Genomic DNA, 22529 nt, shown 5'->3' with positions numbered 1-22529 from the left:
GAACCGGCAAGCCTAACAGCTTGAAATATATTGATTTAATACCAATATGGAATGGTGACTGTCGTTTTTGGAATAAGCGTCTGACGCTGCTGCGCATGGCCGTGGCGGAATCAGAACCAAAGCCGTCGCGCTCGGGTGATAAGTGTCACAGGGATTTGTTAGCGTCGATGTCTTTCACTTGAGGGAGACAACGCCTATGAAGCTCGCGCCGAAACTACTCTTATCCGCAGCCTTTTGCCTCGGACTCGCCAGCCAGGCGTTTGCCGCCACCGAGTTGAAACATTGGCCGGCACCGGCCGCCCAGCAACTCAACGAAATGATCGCCGCCAACGCCAACAAGGGTAACTATGCGGTGTTCGACATGGACAACACCAGCTACCGCTACGACCTTGAAGAGTCGCTGCTGCCGTACATGGAAAACAAGGGCCTGATCACCCGCGAAACCATGGACCCATCGCTCAAGCTTATCCCCTTCAAAGACACCGCCGACCATAAGGAAAGTCTGTTCAGCTACTACTACCGCCTGTGCGAAGTCGACGACATGGTCTGCTACCCCTGGGTTGCGCAGATTTTTTCCGGCTTCACCCTCAAGGAACTCAAGGTGCAGGTCGACGAGCTGATGGCCTCCGGCAAGCCCGTACCCGTCAGCTATTTTGAAGGCGACGTGGTGAAAAAAACCGAGATACAGCCACCGAAAGTCTTCACTGGCCAGGCCGAGCTCTACAACAAACTGATGGAAAACGGCATCGAGGTGTATGTGATGACCGCCGCGTCCGAGGAACTGGTGCGCATGGTCGCGGCCGATCCGAAGTACGGCTACAACGTAAAGCCCGAGAACGTCATCGGCGTGACCACGATGCTCAAGGACCGCAAGACCGGCGAGTTGACCACCGCACGCAAGCAGATCACCGCGGGCAAATATGACGAGAAGGCCAACCTCGGCCTGGAGCTGACGCCCTACCTGTGGACCCCGGCGACCTGGATGGCCGGCAAGCACGCGGCGATCCTCACCTACATCGACGAGTGGAAAAAGCCGGTGATCGTCGGCGGTGATACCCCCACCAGCGACGGTTACATGCTGTTCCACGATGTGGACGTGGCCAAGGGTGGCATCCATTTGTGGATCAACCGTAAAGACAAGTACATGACCCAGCTCAACGGCATGATCGCCAAGCACGCGGCGGCTCAAGCCAAGGAAGGGTTGCCGGTGACGGCGGACAAGAACTGGGTGATCGTCAAGCCCGAGGACATTCAATAACAGACTGAATGCGGTCAAAAATGTGGGAGGGGGCTTGCCCCCGATAGCGGTGAGTCAGCTACAAATTGACTAACTGAAATACCGTCATCGGGGCAAGCCCCCTCCCACATTTTGACTTTCATTGTTCCTAGGGTTATCTCCAGGCAAAAAAATGCCCCGCACCTGGCGGGGCATTTTGATGCGCGGGGCTTACAGGCCGTCGAGCATTGCCTTGTTACGTACAGCACCCTTGTCGGCACTGGTGGCCAACAATGCGTAAGCCTTCAACGCAGTAGTGACTTTTCGCGGGCGTTTTTCTACCGGCTTCCAACCCTTTTTGTCCTGCTCAACCCGGCGTGCCGCCAGTTCTTCATCGCTGATCAACAGGTTGATCGAGCGGTTCGGAATGTCGATCAGCACCTTGTCGCCATCCTGCACCAGGCCAATCGCGCCACCGGCAGCGGCTTCCGGGGAAGCGTGGCCGATGGACAGGCCCGAAGTCCCACCGGAGAAACGCCCGTCGGTCAGCAGCGCACAGGCTTTGCCCAGGCCCTTGGATTTCAGATAGGACGTGGGGTAGAGCATCTCCTGCATACCCGGGCCGCCCTTGGGGCCTTCGTAGCGGATGATCACGATGTCGCCTTCCTTGACTTCGTCAGCGAGGATGCCGCGCACCGAGCTGTCCTGGCTTTCGTAGATCTTGGCGCGGCCTTCGAAAACGTGGATGGATTCATCCACACCTGCCGTTTTCACCACGCAGCCGTCGAGGGCGATGTTGCCGTACAGCACGGCCAGGCCGCCTTCCTGGGAGTAGGCGTGCTCGACACTGCGGATGCAGCCGTTTTCACGGTCGTCATCCAGCGTATCCCAACGGGTCGACTGGCTGAATGCGGTCTGGGTCGGGATGCCGGCCGGGCCGGCCTTGAAGAAGGTGTGCACGGCTTCGTCGTCAGTCTGGGTGATGTCCCATTTGGCGATGCCTTCGGCGATCGACTTGCTGTGCACGGTCGGCAGGTCAGTGTGCAGCAGGCCGCCACGGGCCAGGGAACCGAGGATTGAGAAGATCCCGCCGGCGCGGTGCACGTCTTCCATGTGGTACTTCTGGATGTTCGGCGCGACCTTGCACAGTTGCGGCACGTGGCGGGACAGGCGGTCAATGTCGCGCAGGTCGAAGTCGATCTCGGCTTCCTGGGCGGCAGCCAGCAAATGCAGGATGGTGTTGGTGGAACCGCCCATGGCGATGTCCAGGGTCATGGCGTTTTCGAACGCCTTGAAGTTGGCGATATTGCGCGGCAACACCGACTCATCGTTCTCACCGTAGTAACGCTTGCACAGCTCGACGATGGTGCGGCCGGCTTGCAGGAACAGTTGCTCGCGGTCGCTGTGGGTGGCCAGTGTGGAACCGTTACCCGGCAAGGCGAGACCTAAGGCTTCTACCAGGCAGTTCATCGAGTTGGCGGTGAACATGCCGGAGCACGAACCGCAGGTCGGGCAGGCGCTGCGCTCGTATTCCGCGACCTTCTCGTCAGAAGCGCTGGAATCGGCGGCGATCACCATGGCGTCGACCAGGTCGAGTCCGTGGGACGCGAGCTTGGTCTTGCCGGCTTCCATCGGGCCGCCGGAGACGAAGATCACCGGGATGTTCAGGCGCAAGGCAGCCATCAACATGCCGGGGGTGATCTTGTCGCAGTTGGAGATGCACACGATGGCGTCGGCGCAGTGGGCGTTGACCATGTACTCCACGGAGTCGGCGATGATCTCGCGGCTCGGCAGGGAATACAGCATGCCGTCATGGCCCATGGCGATGCCGTCGTCCACGGCAATGGTGTTGAATTCCTTGGCCACGCCGCCGGCCCGTTCGATCTCGCGGGCGACCAGTTGGCCCAGGTCCTTGAGGTGGACATGGCCCGGTACGAACTGGGTAAAGGAGTTGGCAATCGCGATGATCGGCTTCTTGAAGTCGTCATCCTTCATCCCCGTGGCACGCCACAGTGCGCGGGCGCCGGCCATGTTGCGGCCGTGGGTGGATGTTTTCGAGCGGTAATCTGGCATGGAGCACTCCGGGCGGCTAATCACTTATTAATCAGGTGCAAAGGGGAGTGAGCTTCTAATTGACGACTGGAACACCCGAAAAATGGCCGTGTGTCCGGAAGTTGCCACTCGCATCGCGGGATCGCCGCTTGCTTGGGCCTCGAGCTCATAAACCCGCCGGGGGATGACTGGCGATGAATAGGGCCGATTCTACACCGCTGGCGGCTGGAGGGAATGGCCGTAACCTTGAAGATAGCCGCTACAGGACATGTGGGCGCTGCTTGATCAGCGCATTCAGGGCGAGCCCGGCGGCACTCAGGGTTAGAAAGCACAGGGCTAGCGCGGTGGTCAGGTTGGCGGTGGCCAGGTTGATCACCAGGCTGATCAGGCCGCCGCACATGAAAATCAGCAAGCTACCGGCAGAGGTCGCCGTGCCAGCCAGTTGCGGGTAGAGGCTCATGGCCTTGGAGTTGGCGATGGGTCGACAGATGGTGGTGCCGGCTGTGCAGATCAACATCGGGATCAGCACCGTGGCGGCCGACAGGCCGAACTGCCAGGCCAGCCAGAGCATGACCAGACCTGAAACAGTGATCAGCAACAGGCCAGTGTTGATTTGCCGGTCGGCGTCCATTTTGCGATGCAGGATACTGGCAATCACTCCGCCGCAGACGTAGGCCGCGCCATATAGCAGCAATGCCCAGGCGAATTGATACGTCGACAGGTTCAAGCGCTCCATGAAGATCAGGGGCGACATCACGATAAACGAGAAATGGCAGGCAAAGGCCAGGGCGGAAATCAACCAATAGCTGACGAAACGGAGGTCGGAAAACAGCAGCCAATAGCCGTTGAAGAACTGTAGCGGTGAAGGGCGATGGCTGCTGCGCGAGTCGTGCAGCAGGCGTGCGGACCAGAGCCACACCACTGTGGCTAACACGATAAACACGTAAAAACTCGCCTGCCATCCGCCATAAATTTGCAGCCAGGTGCCCATCAGTGGCGAGCTTGAGATGAACACTCCGCCGGCGGTGGTCATCCAGATTCGAATCCGTTGCAGCTCCCGTCCTGTAAACAAGTCCTGGATAAGCGCCTGCGACAGGGCAAACGCCCCGCACCCTACGGCCTGAACCACGCGAAAGCCGATAAACCAATTGAAATCCGGGGCCAGCAAACAACCGGCTGCACCCAGCGCCGATAAGGCAATACCTGCCAGCAGCAGTTTTTTGCGGCCGAACATGTCAGACAACGGGCCTATCAGCAGTAACGAGACGGCCAGGCCAATGGCAAAAATACTGACGGACTGGGCGATTTCTGAAGGCGTGTGGCCAAAGTGATTGGAGAGGGCGGGAAAGGACGGCAGGACTACGTCGAGGGGGAAGACTGCGAGCAGGGTCATGGTCATCAACAGTACGATGAAATATGACTTGTTTGGTGTGGCTGTACTAATAGGCATCAACCGGACCGCTCTACCCTTCCTTGCTGGGGGGAGGAGAGTCGGTGTGACGGCAAGGGAAGTCAATGGAAATGGCAGTGGGAAACAGCTGAAAGGCCCGTAGGATCAGTCGTTGACTGTTCCTACGGGGAGCATCCCGCTGTCAGCTATTAGGCAGCAAGCGACAAGTAATGCTCTTGATATACCGCGTCTCGACAATCGCCGGATGCACCGGGTGGTCCGGGCCCTGGCCGCCGCGTTCGAGCATCTGGATATTGCGATCCAGGTGACGGGCGCTGGTCAGCAGGATGTTTTGCAGATCGTCTTCCGGCAGGTGCATCGAGCACGAAGCGCTGACCAGGATGCCGTCCTTGCTGAGCAGGCGCATGGCTTGCTCGTTGAGGCGGCGGTAGGCGCCTTCGCCATTCTTCATGTCTTTTTTGCGTTTGATGAAGGCCGGTGGATCGGCGACGATCACGTCGAAGCGCTCTTCGCTGGCTTTCAGTTCTTTCAACGCTTCAAAGACGTCGCCTTCGATGCAGGTCATCTTCTCGGCAAAGCCGTTCAGCGCGGCGTTGCGCTCTACGCCGTCGAGGGCGAAGGCCGAAGCGTCGACGCAGAACACTTCACTGGCGCCAAAGGCTGCAGCTTGCACGCCCCAGCCGCCGATGTAGCTGTACAGGTCGAGCACGCGCTTGCCTTTGGCATACGGGGCCAGGCGGGCGCGGTTCATGCGGTGGTCGTAGAACCAGCCGGTTTTCTGGCCCTGGATCACCGGGGCTTCGAATTTCACGCCGTTCTCTTCCAGCGCCACCCACTCCGGCACCAGGCCGAAAACCGTTTCGACGTAGCGGTTGAGGCCCTCGGCGTCGCGTGCGGCGGAGTCATTCTTGAACAGGATGCCGCTGGGCTTGAGCACCTGGGTGAGGGCCGCGATCACGTCTTCTTTATGCGCTTCCATGGTCGCCGAAGCGATCTGCACCACCAGGATGTCGCCGAAACGGTCGACCACCAGGCCCGGCAGCAGGTCGGAATCACCGTAGACCAGGCGGTAGAACGGCTTGTCGAACAGGCGATCACGCAGGGACAGCGCGACGTTGAGGCGGTGCACCAGCAGCGACTTGTCCAGCGGCAACTTGATGTCGCGCGACAGCAGGCGGGCGCAGATCAGGTTGTTCGGGCTCATGGCCACGATGCCCAGGGTCTTGCCGCCGGCTGCTTCCAGGATAGCCTGGTCGCCTGCCTGGAAGCCGTGAAGTGGGGTGGCGGCCACGTCGATTTCGTTGCTGTAGACCCACAGGTGGCCGTTGCGCAAACGACGATCGGCGTTGGCTTTGAGACGCAGGCTTGGCAGGGACATGACGTCGCTCCGGAAAAAAGAGCGGGAGTATACCCTTTGCGCACTCTTTCATGTGGGAGCTGGCTTGCCTGCGATGCGGGCGGTGCGGTGTATCAGACGTACGGTGGTGATGCTATCGCAGGCAAGCCAGCTCCCACATTCGATCGGGTTTCACTTGGGTTTTTGGGTGTCGGTCACGGCTGCATAAGGGGTAGAATTCGCGCCTAGCCCAGAGTGTGTATTTATGTCCCAAGAGCTTTCCGCCGAGCAGATTCAACAGGCCCTGCAAGGCATCAGCGTGCCGCCCCAACCGCAAATCATGGTGGATTTGCAGATGGAGCAGTACATGCCCGACCCGGACCTGGAAGTGATCGCACGGTTGATCTCCCAGGACCCGGGCTTGTCTGGTGCGCTGCTGAAGATCGTCAATTCGCCGTATTACGGCCTGAGCAACAAAATTGCATCGATCCAGCGTGCGGTAAACCTGTTGGGCAGCCGCTCGATCATCAACTTGATCAACGCGCAGTCGATCAAGGGCGAGATGAGCGACAACACCATCGTTACCCTCAACCGTTTCTGGGACACCGCCCAGGATGTGGCGATGACCTGCCTCACGCTGGCCAAGCGCACCGGCTCGCAAACCGTCGACGAAGCCTATGCCCTGGGCCTGTTCCACGATTGCGGCGTACCGTTGATGCTCAAGCGTTTTCCCAACTACATGTCCGTGCTGGAACAGGCTTACGCCAACGCCGGCCCGGATTGCCGCGTGGTCGACACCGAAAACAACGCGTTCCACACCAACCATGCAGTGGTCGGCTACTACACCGCCAAGTCCTGGCGCCTGCCGGAGCATGTCACCGACGCCATCGCCAATCACCACAACGCTCTGGCGATTTTCAGTGATGAGTCGTCGCGCAACCCGCAGCTCAAGAACCTGCTGGCTATCTTGAAGATGGCCGAGCATATCTGTTCGTCGTTTCGCGTACTGGGGAGCCAGGCGGTGGACCATGAGTGGAATGCAATCGGGCACCTGGTGCTGGATTACGTGGGCCTGTCGGATTACGACTTCGAAAGCCTGAAGTTGTCGATCCGCGAACTGGGTGCGCACTGAACCGTCATTCAAGAGGTACACATGCCCGAGTTACCTGAAGTCGAAACCACCCGACGCGGCATTGCCCCGCACCTGGAAGGCCAACGCGTCAGTCGCGTGGTGGTGCGTGAGCGGCGCCTGCGCTGGCCGATCCCGGAAGACCTGGATGTGCGCCTGTCTGGCCAGCGCATCGTGCTGGTGGAACGGCGGGCCAAGTACCTGTTGATCAATGCCGAAGTGGGCACCTTGATCAGTCACTTGGGTATGTCGGGCAACCTGCGTCTGGTTGAGGTCGGTATGCCCGCGGCCAAGCATGAACATGTGGATATCGAGTTGGAGTCGGGGATGGCCCTGCGCTACACCGACCCTCGGCGTTTCGGCGCGATGCTCTGGAGCCAGGATCCGCACAACCACGAACTGCTGCTGCGTCTGGGCCCGGAGCCGTTGACCGAGCTGTTTGATGGCGAGCGTTTGTTCCAGCTGTCACGCGGCAAGTCCATGGCGGTGAAGCCGTTCATCATGGACAACGCGGTGGTGGTGGGCGTGGGCAATATCTATGCGACAGAGGCGTTGTTTGCGGCGGGTATTGACCCGCGGCGTGCCGCCGGTGGCATTTCACGCGGGCGCTATTTGAAGCTGGCGATTGAGATCAAACGGGTGCTGGCCGCCGCTATCGAGCGGGGCGGCACCACGCTGCGCGACTTTATCGGCGGTGATGGGCAGCCGGGGTATTTCCAGCAGGAACTGTTCGTGTATGGCCGTGGCGGCGAGGCGTGCAAGGTCTGCGGGAGCGAGTTGCGCAATGTGGTGCTGGGGCAGCGGGCGAGTGTGTTTTGCCCCAAGTGTCAGAGCTGATAGCTTTGTGATGGCTGAGATTGTCATCGGGGGCAAGCCCCCTCCCACACTTTGATTTGTGAACACATTCAAAATGTGGGAGGGGGCTTGCCCCCGATGAGGCCCTCACAGGCACTAAAAAACTCAGGCCTTACCGGTAATCTTGCGGTACTTCTCCATCAACTGCTCTTCAGTCTCCGGGTGCGCTTCATCCAGCGGAATGCAATCAACCGGGCAAACCTGCTGGCACTGCGGTTCGTCGTAGTGGCCGACGCACTGGGTGCACAGGTTGGGGTCGATCACGTAGATCTCTTCGCCCTGGGAAATGGCGGCGTTCGGGCACTCGGGTTCGCAGACGTCGCAGTTGATGCAATCGTCGGTGATGATCAGGGACATGGAAACTCCTGCCAGGGCACTCTGCCAAGGCATCTGAAAACTAATGCGCGCAATTGTGCCGCATTGGCGCCCGCAGTGCGAGCAGGCACCGATTGAGCGGTCTTACTTCTTGAAGCGCAATGTCAGTGCGTCCGCCACGGCAGGATGCACGAACTTGGTGATATCTCCGCCCAAAGCAGCAATTTCACGAACTAACGTCGAGGAAATGAACGAATAACGCTCCGACGGTGTGAGGAACAGGCTTTCCACGTCCGGCGCCAGTTGGCGGTTCATGTTGGCCAGTTGGAATTCGTATTCGAAATCCGACACCGCCCGCAAGCCGCGCAAGAACACATTGGCGTTCTGCTCCTTGGCGAAATGCGCCAGCAATGTCGAAAAGCCCACTACTTCCACATTCGGCAGGTGCTTGGTGACCTCTTGCGCCAGCTCCACACGTTGTTCCAGGGGAAACAGCGGGTTTTTCTTGGGGCTGGCTGCGACCGCGATGATCACATGGTCGAACAGGCGAGAGGCGCGTTCGACCAGATCGCCATGGCCTTTGGTAATCGGGTCGAAGGTACCTGGGTACAACACTCGGTTCATCGCGTCGTCCTGGCGGAGTCCGTTGGGGAACCGGATGGTATCGCAGCCATCCCGGTCGGCCAAGTCGACTTACGTAGATAAATGCCGTGAATCGAACGGTTTTTCACGCTGTTTTCAGACGTTCGGCCAAGGCTGACGCCAGTTGGGCGCTCAATCCATACACCGACAACTGGGGATTTGCCCCGATGCTGGTAGGAAACAGCGAGCCGTCATGAATCGACAGGTTACGCAGTTGGTGGTGGCGACCGAGGCTGTCGGTTACCGCATGCTTCGGATCTTCGCCCATGGCACAGCCGCCCATCACATGGGCGCTGCCAAGGGTTGTGCGGTGCAACTCCAGGTTCAAACCGTCAATCATGCTGCGCGCTTCGGCCAGGCTGTTCACGTACCGTGCGTCGTGATGCAAAGGCTTGACCGATTTGGCCCCTGCCGCGAACTGAATCTCGGCCATGCTGTGGAAGGCCCGGCGCAGGCCGTCCCAGGCGTAGGGCGAAACCTGATAGTCGAGCACGGGTGTGCCATCGCCGCGTAAATCCACGCTGCCGCCCGGGCTGTCGGGGTGAAAGCCGTCGCGCAGCAGGGCGAGCATGGCGTGGGTGTGAGGCAGTTGGTTCATGTCCAACGCGTTCTGTTTGCCGTAACCGCCAAACAAGGTGCTGGCCAATCCTGGGTGTAAGGGTGGCGCTTCGAGCTTGTAGGACATTTTGCCGGTAGTGCCGTCCTGCCATTGGAAATGGTCGGAGTAAATCGATTGCGGCGCACCGTAGAACGGGTTGATCACTTCGTCGAACAGCCCCGCCGAGAAGTTGACCAGGTGCAAGAAGGTCCGCTTGCCCAGCCGCGAATGCGGGTCGGGCGCGTCCGAGCGCATCAGCAGGGCCGGGCTATTGATACCGCCGCCCGACAGCACGTAATGCCTGGCTTTTACGGTGATCTTGCGCCCGGTCGGCGCCACGCAGCGCTCGTCCATGGCCACGCATTCCAGGCTGCTGATGGTGTCGCCGCTGTATTTGAGCTGCTCGGCGCGGGCGAGGTACAGCAGTTCGCCGCCTTTCTCCAGGGTGGAGGGGATAGTCGTCACCAGCATCGATTGTTTGGCGTTCACCGGGCAACCCATGCCGCAATAACCCAGGTTGAAGCAGCCGCGCACATTGCGCGGGATCACATGCCAGCTGTAGCCAAGCTTTTCGCAGCCTTTGCGGATCACATCGTTGTTGGCATTCGGTGGAAGCGCCCAGGGTGCGATGCCCAGGCGCTGCTCCATTTTTTCGAACCAGGGCGCCATCTCGGTGCTGCTGTGGCCCTTCACCGCGTATTCGCTGGCCCAGTGGGCGAGGGTGGCGTCGGGTGTACGAAAGCTGGAGGTCCAGTTGATCAAGGTGGTGCCGCCCACCGCCCGACCTTGCAGGATGGTGATGGCGCCGTCCTTGCTCATGCGACCAATGCCTTCCTGGTAGAGGCTGGCGTAGGCTTCGTCTTCGAGCAGCTTGAAGTCACTGCTGGTCTTGAGTGGGCCCTCTTCGATCAGCAACACCTTGTAGCCAGCGGCGCTGAGGATCTCTGCGGTGGTGCCACCACCGGCACCGCTACCAATAATGGCTACATCGGCTTCCAGGGTCAGGTCGTTGTCGAGGGCGGCACCATTGTGGGTTTTCCAGCCACGGGCCAGGCCATCGCGGAACAGATCGGGTACGGGCATCAGGGTCGTCTCTGGTTTTTATTGTGAGGGATGCGAATCAGATCTTCGGTGGGCCGGGATAACCGCAATGGGCCCAGGAGGCGGGCCGGAAATACCAGGCCATGATCACCAACTTGAGCAGTGAGCCCTGGCCCATGCGTAACAGGTTCAGGTAGCTGTTTTCCCAGCGGTGCAGGAAGTTGCGGATCTGCTCGCTGCTGGCATTTTCCCAACTGCCCCAGATACCGGTCAGCGGGCCGCGGGTGATGCCCATGCCCAGCACGTCGAATAACTGCTGGGTGAGCTTGAACATCTCCGGCGACAAGTTTTGCAGGCTGTAGTCGAGTTTTTTCAGGGTGTCTTCAATGCCTGCGACCACTGTCTCGGCGCTGGCCGCACCCTCCAGCAGCACTGGGATCACCGCGCGCAAGAACGGCAAATCACTGGCGCGCAACATCGCGAAGCCGCTGGCCGGCGTACTGCTGGAGCAACCGCTGAGACTGGCGCCAAGCCCGGCCGTGGCGAGGAAAGCGCTGGCGCACAGGCCGATTTTCAAGACGCCGCGCCGAGACAGTGCGGGTGAATCGTTCAGGCTGGGGTTCATTGTTTTTATCGTCCTGAAGGTGACGGTTATCAGCGAATAAACAACTTCTGGATCAATTTCTGAATCGATTTGCCGTAAGGGGGGTAGATCAACTTCGCCGCGTTCAGGCGCTGTTTAACCAGCACGCCCTTGGCCTTGCTGAATGTCAGGAAGCCTTCATGGCCGTGGTAATGGCCCATGCCCGACGGGCCGATGCCACCAAATGGCATGTCGTCCTGGGCTACGTGCAGCAAGGTGTCGTTCAGGCATACGCCGCCGGAATGGGTTTCGTGAAGCACACGCTCCTGCTCGTTCTTGTTGTAGCCGAAGTAGTACAGGGCCAGTGGGCGTGGACGCTGGTTGATGTAGGCAAAGGCTTGGTCAAGGCCGCGATACGGCACGATGGGCAAGAGCGGGCCGAAAATCTCGTCCTGCATGACTGTCATGTCGTCGCTGACATTCAGCAGCAGGCTGTGGGCCATACGTCGAGCCTGGCCTTGCTCGTACAGTGGGACCAGGGTGGCGCCCTTGTCGGTAGCGTCCTTGGCGTAGGCATTGAGCCGGGCCAGTTGCCGCTCGTTGATGATGGCGGTGTAGTCCGGGTTGTCGGCCAGGGTCGGATAAAACCCACGCACGGCCTTGGAATATGCCTCGACAAACCCTGCGACGCGGTCCTCCGGCACCAACACATAGTCTGGCGCAACACAGGTTTGCCCGGCATTCAAGGCTTTGCCGAAGGCGATACGCTCGGCGGCGTCCTTGAGCGGTACATCGGCCGAGACGATGGCTGGTGACTTGCCGCCCAGTTCCAGGGTGACCGGCGTGAGGTTTTCGGCCGCCGCACGCATCACGTGTTTGCCAATGCTGGTGGCGCCGGTGAACAGCAGGTGATCGAAGCGCAATTTGGAAAACGCCATGCCCACTTCGGCTTCGCCCAGCACCACGCACACCAGGTCCTCGGGAAAGATCCTGGCCAGCAGCGCCTTGAGCAGTTCGCCGGTGGCCGGTGTGGACTCGCTGAGCTTGAGCATCACCCGGTTGCCGGCGGCCAAAGCCCCGACCAACGGGCCGATAGCCAGATACAACGGGTAGTTCCACGGCACGATGACGCCGACGACGCCCAACGGTTGATAAATGACTTTGGCCGAGGCGGGCTGGAAGGCAATGCCTACAGCGCGGCGGGAGGGTTTCATCCAGCCCTTGAGGTGTTTGCTGGCATAGTGAATGCCATGCAGGCTGGGCATCAATTCGGCGAACAGGGTTTCGTCTGCGCTGCGATGGCTGAAGTCCTGGCTGATCGCAGTGATCAGCGCCTGGCGTTCGTCGCTGAGCACATCGCGCAGGGCCTTGAGCCATTGTTGGCGTTGCGCAGCCGGTGGCATCGGGTTGGCGGCGTAGGCGCGACGCTGGGCTTCGAACAGCTCCTGGAGGTGGTCCAAGGCCTGGGCATCTTGCAGGTAGGCAACGTTGGCAGACATGGCGCAGTTCCCGATTGTTATAGGTCTGCCTGGATTTTTAGAGTCATTGCTCTAAATTGTCAAATAACATTGCAGTAACATCCAGATTTAACCTGGCCGGCATAGGCCGTAAGATGCCCCATCCCGTGTTTGGAAGCTGATCCCCCATGGCACCACGAGTAAAGACCAGCGAGCGCATTGTGCAAACCAGCCTGGAGCTTTTTAACCAGCAGGGCGAGCGCAGTGTCAGCACCAACCATATCGCCGCCCATATGGAGATTTCTCCGGGCAACCTGTACTACCACTTCCCCAACAAGCAGGCGATCATCGCCGTGCTGTTTCGCGAATATGAAGCCCTGGTGGACAGTTTCCTGCGCCCGCCCCAGGGGCGCACGATGGTGGTGGAGGACAAACGCTTTTATCTGCAAGCCGTGCTGGCGGGCATGTGGCGCTATCGTTTCCTGCACCGCGACCTCGAACATCTGCTGGAGAGCGATCCGGAACTGGCCACGGGCTATCGGCGGTTTTCCCAGCGTTGCCTGATCCAGGGCGGTGCCATTTACCAGGGGTTTGTCGATGCCGGCATTCTGAATATGGGCCCGGTGCAAACCGAAGCCCTGACCCTGAATGCCTGGATCATCCTGACCTCCTGGGTGCGGTTCCTGTGCACCACCAACGAAAAGTCCACCCACCTGAGCGCCGAGGCGATCAAGCGCGGGGTGTACCAGGTGCTGGTGTTGGAGGCGGGGTTTGTCACGCCCCAGGCCAAAGAAGCGGTGGATGCGTTGTTCAAGGAATTTTACGTGCCCCTGAACCAGGCACTGGAAGAAGTGAAGTAAGACCTTTCCCCTTTGTATTCACAGGAGTCAGTCATGCCGCTTGCCCAACTGATCAGCCCCCCGCAATTGGCCGAGCGCCAGAAGTCGGCAGGGCTGGTGATCCTGGATTGCCGCTTTGCCCTGGAAGACCCGGATTACGGCCTGTGCAGCTACACCGAAGGGCATATCGAGGGCGCGCAATACGCCGACCTGGAGCGTCATCTGAGTGGCCCGGTGACCAAGGGCTTGACCGGCCGCCATCCTTTGCCTGCGGCGGACACCTTCGCCCAACAGCTGCGAGCTTGGGGCATCAGCGCCGACACCGATGTGGTGCTGTATGACGACGGCCCCGGTGCCTATGCCGCCCGTGCCTGGTGGCTGCTGGCCTGGCTGGGCAAGCGTGATGGGGTGTTTATTCTCGATGGTGGCCTCAAGGCCTGGCACAGCGCCGGTTTCCCCTTGAGCCTGGATGCGCCGGTGACCGAGCCGGGCACCTTCACTGGTACGCCGGATAATCGGCTGGTGCTGGATGCCGAGCATTTGCAAAAACGCCTGGGTCAGCCCGGCCTGACCTTGATCGACGCCCGCGCCCAGCCGCGTTTTCGTGGCGAAGTAGAGCCCATAGACCCGATTGCCGGGCATATTCCCGGCGCGCAGTGCGCAGCATTCAATGAAAACCTGGGCAGTGACGGGCGCTTCCTGCCGGCCGAGCAGCTCAAGCAACGCTTTGCTGCGCAGTTGCAGGGGCGCCCGCCGCAGGAGTTGGTGGCGTATTGCGGTTCGGGGGTGACGGCATGCCATAACCTGTTTGCCCTGGCGTTGGCGGGATATCCGTTGGGCAAGTTGTATGCGGGGTCGTGGAGTGAGTGGATTACGGATCCGGCGCGGGAAATTGCAACAGGCGACTGAGCAATTGGCCCTGTAAACCCAATCAAAATGTGGGAGGGGGGTTGCCCCCGATTGCAGTGTGTCAGTCTCAGTATCTGTAACTGATCCACCGCTGTCGGGGGCAAGTCGAATCGTCGCACCGCCCCTCCCACATTTTTAACTGCGTTGTGTCAGTAACCACTGTGGGATGCGGCGTTCCAAGTAATAGCCGGGACGTTTCAGTGAACCCTCCACAAAGCCCACATGCCCACCCTTTGTCAGCAATTCAAACTCGGTGCACTCCGACAGCTCACTCGCTTCCGGCAGGCTATGAGCAAACACAAACGGATCATCGGCGGCCTGGATGATCAGTGTTGGTGTGCGGATATCGCCCAGGTAGTAGCGACTGGATGCGCGGCGATAGTAATCCTCAGCACTCAAGAAGCCATGCAACGGCGCAGTCACTCGCCCATCGAAGTCCCAGAACGTGCGCATCTTCTCCAGGGAGCCCAGTGCCTCCAGGGTTTTCAGTCCTTCCTCACGTCCATCTTGCAAAAACTGGCGTTGCTTTACGCGAATGTACGCCAGCATCTCGCGCATGAAGTGCTTCTGGTAGATCCGCGAAAACCCCAGACCGATGCGATCAGCGCATTGGTCCAGGCGAAACGGTACCGAGACCGCCGCCGCGCCTTGCAGCCCCGAAGTCACGCCGGTTTCGCCCAAGTGCTTGAGCAACACATTGCCGCCCAGGGAATACCCCACGGCATACAGCGGTGCCAGTGGCCGTTTGGCGCGCAGATGGGCAATCGCCGCGGCCAGGTCTTCGCTGGCCCCGGAGTGATAACTGCGCGCCAGAAGGTTGGGCTCGCCCGAGCAGCCGCGCCAGTTCAACGCAACGCTGGCCCAACCTTGGCCGGCGAGGGCTTGTTGCAGGCCGGCCACATAGGGCGAATTGGACGAACCGGTCAGCCCATGCAGCACCAGTACCAACGGTGCGTTCAGGTCATGGGGACCATGCCAGTCGAGGTCGAGGAAGTCGCCGTCTTCCAGCCATAGACGTTCGCGTTGGCGTTCGATATGGGTCGTTGGGCGCAACAGCGGCCCCCACAGTGTTTGCAGGTGAGGGTTGCCGAGGCCGAAGGCGGGTTTGAACAGATCGGAAGAGGGGGTCATGAAACTCTCGGTAGCCAGTGAGCTCGCCGTGGCAAGCTCCCCTGCCACAGGTTAAGCGGCGTTTTCGACCAGGCGATGCCACAACGCGTAATACACCCGCCCGGACTTTTGCTCCCGATGCAGGCGCCAACTGCCCGGCAGGCCGAGCGTTGACGGCGCGGTCTCGCTTTCAGTGTAGATCCAGGCATCCGGTGCCAGCCACTGGCGCTCTTCGAGCAAAGCACACACAGTCGGCAGCAGGTTCTGGTTGAACGGCGGGTCGAGGAACACCACGTCGTATTCAGTCACCGCCTGGGTTTCCAGGTAGCGCAGCGCGTCGGCCGTCTGCACCTGGCCGGTGGTGCAACGCAGCGTGCCCAGGTGTTCCTTGAGGCTGGACACCGCCACATTACTGGCATCCAACGCCTGGCCCTGGGCCGCGCCACGCGACAGCGCCTCCAGGAACAGCGCGCCACTGCCGGCGAACGGGTCCAGCACCTTGGCCCCGCCGATGTATGGCGCAAGCCAGTTGAACAGGGTTTCACGCACGCGATCCGGCGTCGGGCGCAGGCCTACGACGTCGGGGAAGCTCAGCTTGCGGCTGCCCCATTCACCGCCAATGATGCGCAGTTGGCCCACACCGTTATGCACGTTGTGGACAGGTTTTTTCGGGCGAGATGAACTGGCCATTAATGCTCCGGAACCCCGAGCGGCTGCTCGGCAGGTTTATCAGTGGGGGGCGGTAGTGGCTTTTGCGCAATCGTCGGGCCGGCGGTCACGATGACCATCTTGTCGGCGCTCAAGTGTTTGTTCATGGCTGCCTTGACCTGCTCTACGGTCAGGGCCTGGGATTGTTTCATGAAATCTTCCAGATAGCTCAGCGGGAGGTTGTAAAAACCCATGGCGCCCAGTTGCCCGACAATATCGGCGTTGCTCGCGGTGGACAGCGGGAAGCTGCCGGCCAGTTCGCGCTTGGCGTCGTCCAGTTCTTTTTGCGTGGGGCCGTTCTTGAGGTAGTCAGCCAGTACATCCTCAACCAGGCGCAGGGTGCCGCCGCTCATTTCGGCGCGGGTCTGCAAGTTGATCATGAACGGGCCGCGCACCTGCATTGGCGAGAAACCGGAGTACACGCCGTAGGTCAGGCCGCGTTTTTCGCGCACTTCGCTCATCAAGCGGGTGCCGAAGCCACCGCCGCCAAGGATCTGGTTGCCCAGGGACAGAGCTGCGTAGTCCGGATCGGCGCGGTCGATGCCCAATTGCGCAAACAGCAGGTGGGTTTGCTTGGAGGGAAACTCGATACGGCTCAGGCCGGCTTTTGGCTCGGTCGGTTGAGCGATCTTGGCCATGGCTGGCCCTTTGGGCAGCGAGGCCGACACTTTGGCCGTCATGGCCTCGGCCTCAGCGCGAGTCAGGTCGCCGACCACCGCAATCACAGCATTACCCGCCGCGTAGGCTTTGGCGTGGAATGCCTTCAACTGCGCCAGGGTGATCTTCGGCACACTCTCGGGGGTGCCTTCGCTCGGGTGCGCGTAAGGGTGATCGCCGTACAGGCGCTTGAACAGTTCGATGCTCGCCAGCTTGGCGGGGTTCTGCTTCTGATACTCGAAGCCGGCCAGGATCTGGTTCTTGATCCGCGCCAGGGAGTCTGCCGGGAACGTCGGTTGGCCAATAACCTGGTCGAACAGTGCCAGGGCTGCGGTGCGCTTATCGCTGTCGCTGAGGCTGCGCAGGGTGACCAGCGCCATGTCGCGGTAGGCACCATTGCCGAAGTCGGCGCCGAGGCCCTCAAAACCACTGGCGATCTGGCTGACATCCTTGCCCGGCACGCCTTCGTTGAGCATGGCGTTGGTCATCAGCGCCAGGCCCGGTGTGTCGCCATCCTGGCTGCTGCCGGCGGCGAACAGGATGCGCATATCGAACATCGGCAGTTCATGGGCTTCGACAAACAGCACCTTGGCGCCTTCGGCGGTGGTCCAGGTTTGCACATCGAGCTTGCGGTTGGTTGGCGCCTTGCCGTCCAGTTCCGCCAGCGACTGCAGGGTGCTGGCCGATTGGGCCTTTTCCAGAGCCTGGCTGGCGACCGACTCGCTCGGGCGCAGGAAATACACGGCACTGGCCGCAACCAGGGTGACTGCGATCAGGCTGGGCAGGATCAGGCGGCTGCTTTTACGATCACTCATGAGCGGTCTCCTCAGGCAATACATGGGCGACGCTCAGACGTTCGCGGGTGAAATAGGTGCGCGCGGCTTTCTGGATATCTTCTGGCGTCACGCTTTGCAGGTCGGCCAGTTCGGTGTCCATCAGCTTCCAGGACAGGCCGACGGTTTCCAGGGAGCCGATGGCAGTGGCCTGGCTGGTGATGGAGTCGCGTTGGTACACCAGGCCGGCGATGACCTGAGCACGGATGCGCTCCAGTTCTTCAGCGGTCGGCGGCTTGGCTTTCAACTCATCAAGCAGGCGCCACAGGCCGGCTTCGGCTTGGGCGACGGTCTTTTGTTTCTGCTGGTTGGGCGTGGCCGAGAGCATGAACAACGTATCGCCACGGGTATAGGCGTCGTAGTTGGTGGACGCGGCGGATACCAGCTCCTCACCACGCTCAAGTTGCTCGGAGATACGTGCACTGTAGCCGCCGTCCAGCAGGGCCGAGATCAGGCGCAAGGCTTGCACCGAGCGTTTGTCTTCGGCGGTGGCCAGGCCCGGTACGTTGAAGCCCAGGAACACGCTTGGCAGTTGGGTCTGCACCCGCAGGGTCAGCAGGCGCTCGCCGGGTTCGGCCAGCTCCAGCGGGATCTTCGCCGGTGGCACATCACGCTTGGGGATCGGGCCGAAGTAACGCTGGGCCAGGCTTTTCACCTCGTCCGGGGTCACATCGCCGACCACTACCAGGGTAGCGTTGTTGGGCAAATACCAGGATTGGTACCAGTGGCGCAGTTCCTCGACCTTCATGCGCTCAAGGTCAGCCATCCAGCCGATGGTCGGCGTGTGGTAGCCGCTGGCCGGGAAGGCCATGGCCTTGAAGCGTTCGTAGGCCTTGGACATCGGGTTGTCGTCGGTGCGCAGGCGGCGTTCTTCCTTGATTACCTCGATTTCGCGGCTGAACTCGTCGGCGGGCAGGCGCAGGCTGGCCATGCGGTCGGCTTCCAGCTCAAAGGCCACGCCCAGGCGGTCGCGGGCCAGCACCTGGTAATACGCGGTGTAGTCATCGCTGGTGAACGCGTTTTCTTCGGCGCCCAGGTCACGCAGGATCAGCGAGGCTTCGCCGGGGCCGACCTTGGCGCTGCCTTTGAACATCATGTGTTCAAGGGCGTGGGACAAACCGGTCTGGCCCGGGGTTTCGTAGCTTGAACCAACCTTGTACCAGACTTGGGAAACCACCACTGGCGCGCGATGGTCTTCGCGCACGACCACTTTAAGGCCGTTATCCAGAGTGAATTCATGAGTGGGTTGTGGGTCGGCAGCGAAGGCTGAAAGGGGCAGACAAACTGTGCTGAGCAGCAGGCCTGCGGCGCGGCGGGCTAGAGCATTCATTCGTTTTTTAACCTGTTGGGCTGCCCGCTTGGTCTTAGCGTCGGCGGGCGAGGAGGTGCTAGGATACTGATCCGATTTAGGGACGGCCACTGCGGTCGTCATCTAGTCCTGGGTTCAGTCGTAGGAAAGTTGGAGTAGTTGGCGTTTTTCCCCGACAATCTTCCACGTTTCGCCGATTTTATCGCTTCAGTCCCATATTGAAACGATTTGCCAAGGCACTTATTTACGCCTTACAAAATGTTGCGCATGAACAAGCGGGCGTTAAAGCAGTCTGTTCTGCATCGAATTTATTTACCGAGGCGCCCTGGCGCATCGCTACTTTGAGATAGCCGTCCTCCATGTTTGGTTCCAACGACGACAAGAAGAGCCCAGCTGCGGCTGGCGAGAAAAAAGGCCTGTTCGGATGGCTGCGCAAAAAGCCGCAGGAAACCGTCGTCGAACAGCCGCAGGTTCAAGCTGAGCCTATTCCAGAGCCTATAGTAGAAGCCGAGCCGGTTGCCGAGACGCCGGCGCCGGTGGTGTTGCCCATCGCGGAGCCGGTATTGCAGCCGGTGGTCGAGGCAGAACCCGAGCCGGAGCCCGAGCCCGAGCACAAACCGTGGCTTGCGCTACCGGTAGCCGAAGAGCCGGTGGCACTGGTTGAAGATGTGCAGGCTGAACACGTGACGCCGCCCATTCCGGTGGCGCCACCGGTAGAGGTAGTGGTCCAGACGCCGCCAGCGGTCGAAATCCCGGTTGAAGTGCCTGCTGTCGTTGCCGAGCCTGCGGTCATCGAAGAGCCTGTCGCGCCAGCCGAAACCAGCAAGAGCGGCTTTTTCGCCCGCCTCAAGCAGGGTCTGAGCAAGACCAGCGCCAGCATCGGCGAAGGTATGGCCAGCCTGTTTCTGGGCAAGAAGGTCATTGACGATGAACTGCTGGAAGACATCGAAACCCGCCTGCTCACCGCCGATGTGGGTGTCGAAGCCACTGCCGTGATCATCCAGAGCCTGACTCAGAAGGTCGCGCGCAAGCAACTGACCGACGCCGATGCGTTGTACAAATCCTTGCAGGCCGAACTGGCTGCAATGCTCAAGCCCGTGGAAGCGCCGTTGGTGATCACCCCGAACAAGCCGTTCGTGATCCTGGTGGTCGGCGTCAACGGCGCGGGCAAAACCACCACCATCGGCAAGCTGGCCAAGAAGCTGCAGGGCGAGGGCAAGAAAGTCATGCTCGCCGCCGGTGACACCTTCCGTGCCGCCGCCGTCGAGCAGTTGCAGGTATGGGGCGAGCGCAACAAGATCCCGGTGATCGCCCAGCACACCGGCGCCGATTCCGCTTCGGTGATCTTCGATGCCGTGCAGGCTGCCAAGGCGCGTAATATCGACGTGTTGATCGCCGATACCGCCGGGCGCCTGCACACCAAAGACAACCTGATGGAAGAGCTGAAGAAAGTGCGCCGTGTGATCAGCAAGCTCGACGCCGATGCGCCGCATGAAGTCTTGCTGGTGCTCGACGCCGGTACTGGTCAGAACGCCATCAGCCAGGCCAAACAATTCAACCAGACGGTGCAGCTGACCGGCCTGGCATTGACTAAGCTCGACGGCACGGCCAAAGGCGGGGTGATTTTCGCCCTGGCCAAACAGTTCGGGTTGCCGATTCGTTATATCGGTGTCGGTGAAGGTATCGACGACCTGCGCACCTTTGAAGCCGAACCCTTTGTACAGGCACTGTTTGCCGAGCGGGAGCGTTCATGATTCGATTCGAACAGGTCGGTAAACGCTATGCCAACGGGCATGTGGGCTTGCATGAGCTGAGCTTTCGAGTGCGTCGCGGCGAGTTCTTGTTTGTCACCGGTCACTCGGGCGCTGGCAAAAGCACGCTGTTGCGCCTGTTACTCGCCATGGAGCGCCCGACCACCGGCAAGTTGCTGCTGGCGGGCCAGGACCTGGCTACCATCAGCAATGCGCAAATTCCGTTTCTACGCCGCCAGATCGGCGTGGTGTTCCAGAATCACCAGCTGCTGTTCGATCGCACGGTGTTCAACAACATCGCGCTGCCGCTGCAGATTCTCGGGCTGTCCAAAGCCGAAATCGTCAAGCGCGTGGATTCGGCGCTGGAGCGCGTGGCATTGTCGGACAAGACCGACCTTTACCCGGGGGACCTGTCCACCGGCCAGCAACAGCGCGTCGGTATTGCCCGCGCCATCGTCCACCGCCCGGCCTTGCTGCTGGCGGACGAACCCACCGGTAACCTCGACCCGCGCCTGGCGGCCGAGATCATGGGGGTGTTCGAAGACATCAATCGGCTGGGCACCAGCGTATTGATCGCCAGCCACGACCTGGCCCTGATCGCCCGTATGCGCCATCGTATGTTGACCTTGCAACGTGGCCGCTTGATCGGTGATGGGGAGGCTGGCGTATGAGTGCTACCCGTAGCCCCAAAGTATCCGAACGCGTGGCACCCAAGCCTGCCGATCCGCAACCGCCGAAGAAAAAGCGTGACGAAGACGATGGCCCGGACTTCGGCACCTTGCTGCGCGCCTGGATCGAAAGCCATCGCGCCAGCCTGCTTGACAGCCTGCGTCGCCTGGGCAAACAGCCGATCGGCAGCTTTTTCACCTGCCTGGTCATGGCCGTAGCCTTGAGCCTGCCGATGGGCTTGTCGCTGCTGCTTAATAATGTGGAACGCCTCGGCGGTTCCTGGCAGCGGGCGGCGCAGATATCGCTGTACCTGAACCTGGACACCAGCAGCAAGGACGGCGAAGCGCTACGCGACGACATCAAGAACATTCCGGGCGTAGCGGATGCCGAATACATCAGCCGCGATCAAGCCCTTGAAGAATTCCAGCAGCAGTCCGGCCTGGGCGAGGCGCTCAAGGAGCTGCCGCAGAACCCGCTGCCGGGCGTGGTGCTGGTGACGCCGAACGAGGTCGACAAGCCGGCGCTGGAGGCCCTGCGACAAAAACTCGCAGAGATGCCCAAGGTGCAACAGGCCCAACTTGATCTAGTCTGGGTAGAGCGCCTGGCCGCGATCCTCAAGCTGGGTGACCGCTTTGTGTTCGGCCTGACGGTGTTATTAGTGTCTGCATTACTTTTGGTGATAGGTAATACCATTCGTCTTCATATTGAAAACCGTCGCACCGAGATAGAAGTGATTAAACTGGTCGGCGGCACGGACAGCTATGTACGCCGTCCTTTCCTGTACATGGGCGCGCTTTATGGCCTGGGTGCCGGGGTGTTGTCCTGGGGCGTGCTGGCGTTTGGCCTGAATTGGTTGAACGACGCGGTTGTCGGGCTGGCGGGTTTGTATGGCAGTGATTTTGCCCTGGCCGGGGTGCCGGTAGCCGATGGTCTGAGTCTCTTGCTTGGCGCGGTGTTGTTGGGGTATATCGGTGCCTGGATTGCGGTAGCACGGCATTTACGTGAACTGGCGCCGAAGTAGTTAATGCCAGATTAATGTGGTTTCGTTTGTATTGACCGTATCAGTGGTTTAGGGAACTTGTCCTACGGTTCCCAGGTCAATTTTCGCA

The 22529-nt window shown here is 60.4% G+C and carries 20 protein-coding genes; 8 read left to right on the top strand and 12 right to left on the bottom strand.

Annotated features, from left to right (window positions below; genetic code table 11):
- The first annotated feature begins 196 nt into the window (after positions 1-196).
- Positions 197-1258: a haloacid dehalogenase-like hydrolase gene (locus J1G33_RS04255; protein WP_223017738.1), complete on the top strand. Its 1062-nt coding sequence runs from the start codon at positions 197-199 to the stop codon at positions 1256-1258.
- A gap of 189 nt (positions 1259-1447) precedes the next feature.
- Here the strand turns inward: J1G33_RS04255 and ilvD are convergent, their stop codons facing one another.
- From ilvD to J1G33_RS04240, 3 genes are all read right to left on the bottom strand, one after another.
- Positions 1448-3289: a dihydroxy-acid dehydratase gene (gene ilvD / locus J1G33_RS04250; RefSeq protein ID WP_003195159.1), complete on the bottom strand. Its 1842-nt coding sequence runs from the start codon at positions 3287-3289 to the stop codon at positions 1448-1450.
- A 238-nt stretch (positions 3290-3527) separates the two neighbouring features.
- On the bottom strand, positions 3528-4718 hold the full coding sequence (locus J1G33_RS04245) for an MFS transporter (RefSeq protein ID WP_032878899.1): 1191 nt from the start codon (positions 4716-4718) through the stop codon (positions 3528-3530).
- Positions 4719-4860: 142 nt separating this feature from the next.
- Positions 4861-6057: a class I SAM-dependent rRNA methyltransferase gene (locus J1G33_RS04240; RefSeq protein ID WP_005792302.1), complete on the bottom strand. Its 1197-nt coding sequence runs from the start codon at positions 6055-6057 to the stop codon at positions 4861-4863.
- A 277-nt stretch (positions 6058-6334) separates the two neighbouring features.
- On the opposite strand from J1G33_RS04240, the gene J1G33_RS04235 reads away from it, so the two are divergent.
- Positions 6335-7147 (top strand): HDOD domain-containing protein, encoded by an 813-nt coding sequence (locus J1G33_RS04235; protein WP_223017821.1) that lies wholly within the window; start codon positions 6335-6337, stop codon positions 7145-7147.
- A gap of 21 nt (positions 7148-7168) precedes the next feature.
- Positions 7169-7981, top strand: coding sequence for a bifunctional DNA-formamidopyrimidine glycosylase/DNA-(apurinic or apyrimidinic site) lyase (mutM, locus tag J1G33_RS04230; RefSeq protein ID WP_005792299.1), 813 nt, complete (start codon positions 7169-7171; stop codon positions 7979-7981).
- A gap of 123 nt (positions 7982-8104) precedes the next feature.
- Here mutM and J1G33_RS04225 read toward each other — a convergent pair whose 3' ends face one another.
- From J1G33_RS04225 to J1G33_RS04205, 5 genes are all read right to left on the bottom strand, one after another.
- The gene (locus J1G33_RS04225; RefSeq protein ID WP_003195146.1) at positions 8105-8356 is read right to left on the bottom strand and encodes a YfhL family 4Fe-4S dicluster ferredoxin; all 252 of its coding nucleotides are present in this window, start codon (positions 8354-8356) and stop codon (positions 8105-8107) included.
- Between the two features lie 102 nt (positions 8357-8458).
- Positions 8459-8938: a pantetheine-phosphate adenylyltransferase gene (gene coaD, locus J1G33_RS04220; RefSeq protein ID WP_003195136.1), complete on the bottom strand. Its 480-nt coding sequence runs from the start codon at positions 8936-8938 to the stop codon at positions 8459-8461.
- Between the two features lie 103 nt (positions 8939-9041).
- Complete coding sequence (locus tag J1G33_RS04215) at positions 9042-10637, bottom strand: GMC family oxidoreductase (protein WP_103734224.1); 1596 nt, start codon at positions 10635-10637, stop codon at positions 9042-9044.
- Positions 10638-10674: 37 nt separating this feature from the next.
- The gene (locus J1G33_RS04210; RefSeq protein WP_005792296.1) at positions 10675-11220 is read right to left on the bottom strand and encodes a hypothetical protein; all 546 of its coding nucleotides are present in this window, start codon (positions 11218-11220) and stop codon (positions 10675-10677) included.
- Positions 11221-11249: 29 nt separating this feature from the next.
- Entirely contained in the window at positions 11250-12677 is a 1428-nt protein-coding gene (locus tag J1G33_RS04205) for a coniferyl aldehyde dehydrogenase (protein ID WP_032878902.1), read from the bottom strand.
- 146 nt (positions 12678-12823) lie between these two features.
- Here J1G33_RS04205 and J1G33_RS04200 point away from each other — a divergent pair, with 146 nt between their 5' ends.
- On the top strand, positions 12824-13495 hold the full coding sequence (locus J1G33_RS04200) for a TetR/AcrR family transcriptional regulator (RefSeq protein ID WP_223017737.1): 672 nt from the start codon (positions 12824-12826) through the stop codon (positions 13493-13495).
- Positions 13496-13528: 33 nt separating this feature from the next.
- Complete coding sequence (locus J1G33_RS04195) at positions 13529-14383, top strand: sulfurtransferase (RefSeq protein WP_223017736.1); 855 nt, start codon at positions 13529-13531, stop codon at positions 14381-14383.
- 135 nt (positions 14384-14518) lie between these two features.
- Here the strand turns inward: J1G33_RS04195 and J1G33_RS04190 are convergent, their stop codons facing one another.
- From J1G33_RS04190 to J1G33_RS04175, 4 genes are read right to left on the bottom strand one after another with little or no spacing between them, the layout of a single operon-like run.
- Positions 14519-15514, bottom strand: coding sequence for a hydrolase (locus J1G33_RS04190; RefSeq protein ID WP_223017735.1), 996 nt, complete (start codon positions 15512-15514; stop codon positions 14519-14521).
- 51 nt (positions 15515-15565) lie between these two features.
- Positions 15566-16183 (bottom strand): 16S rRNA (guanine(966)-N(2))-methyltransferase RsmD, encoded by a 618-nt coding sequence (gene rsmD / locus J1G33_RS04185; RefSeq protein WP_005792291.1) that lies wholly within the window; start codon positions 16181-16183, stop codon positions 15566-15568.
- Positions 16183-17673, bottom strand: a complete 1491-nt coding sequence (locus J1G33_RS04180) for a pitrilysin family protein (protein WP_078822563.1) — start codon at positions 17671-17673, stop codon at positions 16183-16185. The genes rsmD and J1G33_RS04180 overlap by 1 nt, the downstream gene beginning before the upstream one ends.
- Entirely contained in the window at positions 17666-19021 is a 1356-nt protein-coding gene (locus J1G33_RS04175; protein ID WP_223017734.1) for a pitrilysin family protein, read from the bottom strand. The genes J1G33_RS04180 and J1G33_RS04175 overlap by 8 nt, the downstream gene beginning before the upstream one ends.
- Before the next feature lie 338 nt (positions 19022-19359).
- Here J1G33_RS04175 and ftsY point away from each other — a divergent pair, with 338 nt between their 5' ends.
- Genes ftsY through ftsX form a run of 3 tightly spaced genes read left to right on the top strand, consistent with a single transcriptional unit; the run spans position 19360 to position 22441 of the window.
- The gene (gene ftsY, locus J1G33_RS04170) at positions 19360-20754 is read left to right on the top strand and encodes a signal recognition particle-docking protein FtsY (protein ID WP_223017733.1); all 1395 of its coding nucleotides are present in this window, start codon (positions 19360-19362) and stop codon (positions 20752-20754) included.
- Entirely contained in the window at positions 20751-21422 is a 672-nt protein-coding gene (gene ftsE, locus J1G33_RS04165; RefSeq protein ID WP_003213784.1) for a cell division ATP-binding protein FtsE, read from the top strand. The genes ftsY and ftsE overlap by 4 nt, the downstream gene beginning before the upstream one ends.
- A complete protein-coding gene (ftsX, locus tag J1G33_RS04160) occupies positions 21419-22441 on the top strand; it encodes a permease-like cell division protein FtsX (protein WP_032878914.1) in 1023 nt (340 codons plus the stop codon). The genes ftsE and ftsX overlap by 4 nt, the downstream gene beginning before the upstream one ends.
- Positions 22442-22529: the final 88 nt, after the last annotated feature.

This window comes from Pseudomonas sp. P867, assembly GCF_019891455.1.
In the GTDB taxonomy this organism is placed as follows: Bacteria; Pseudomonadota; Gammaproteobacteria; order Pseudomonadales; family Pseudomonadaceae; genus Aquipseudomonas; species Aquipseudomonas synxantha_A.
This window is presented reverse-complemented; position numbering and strand designations above follow the sequence as displayed.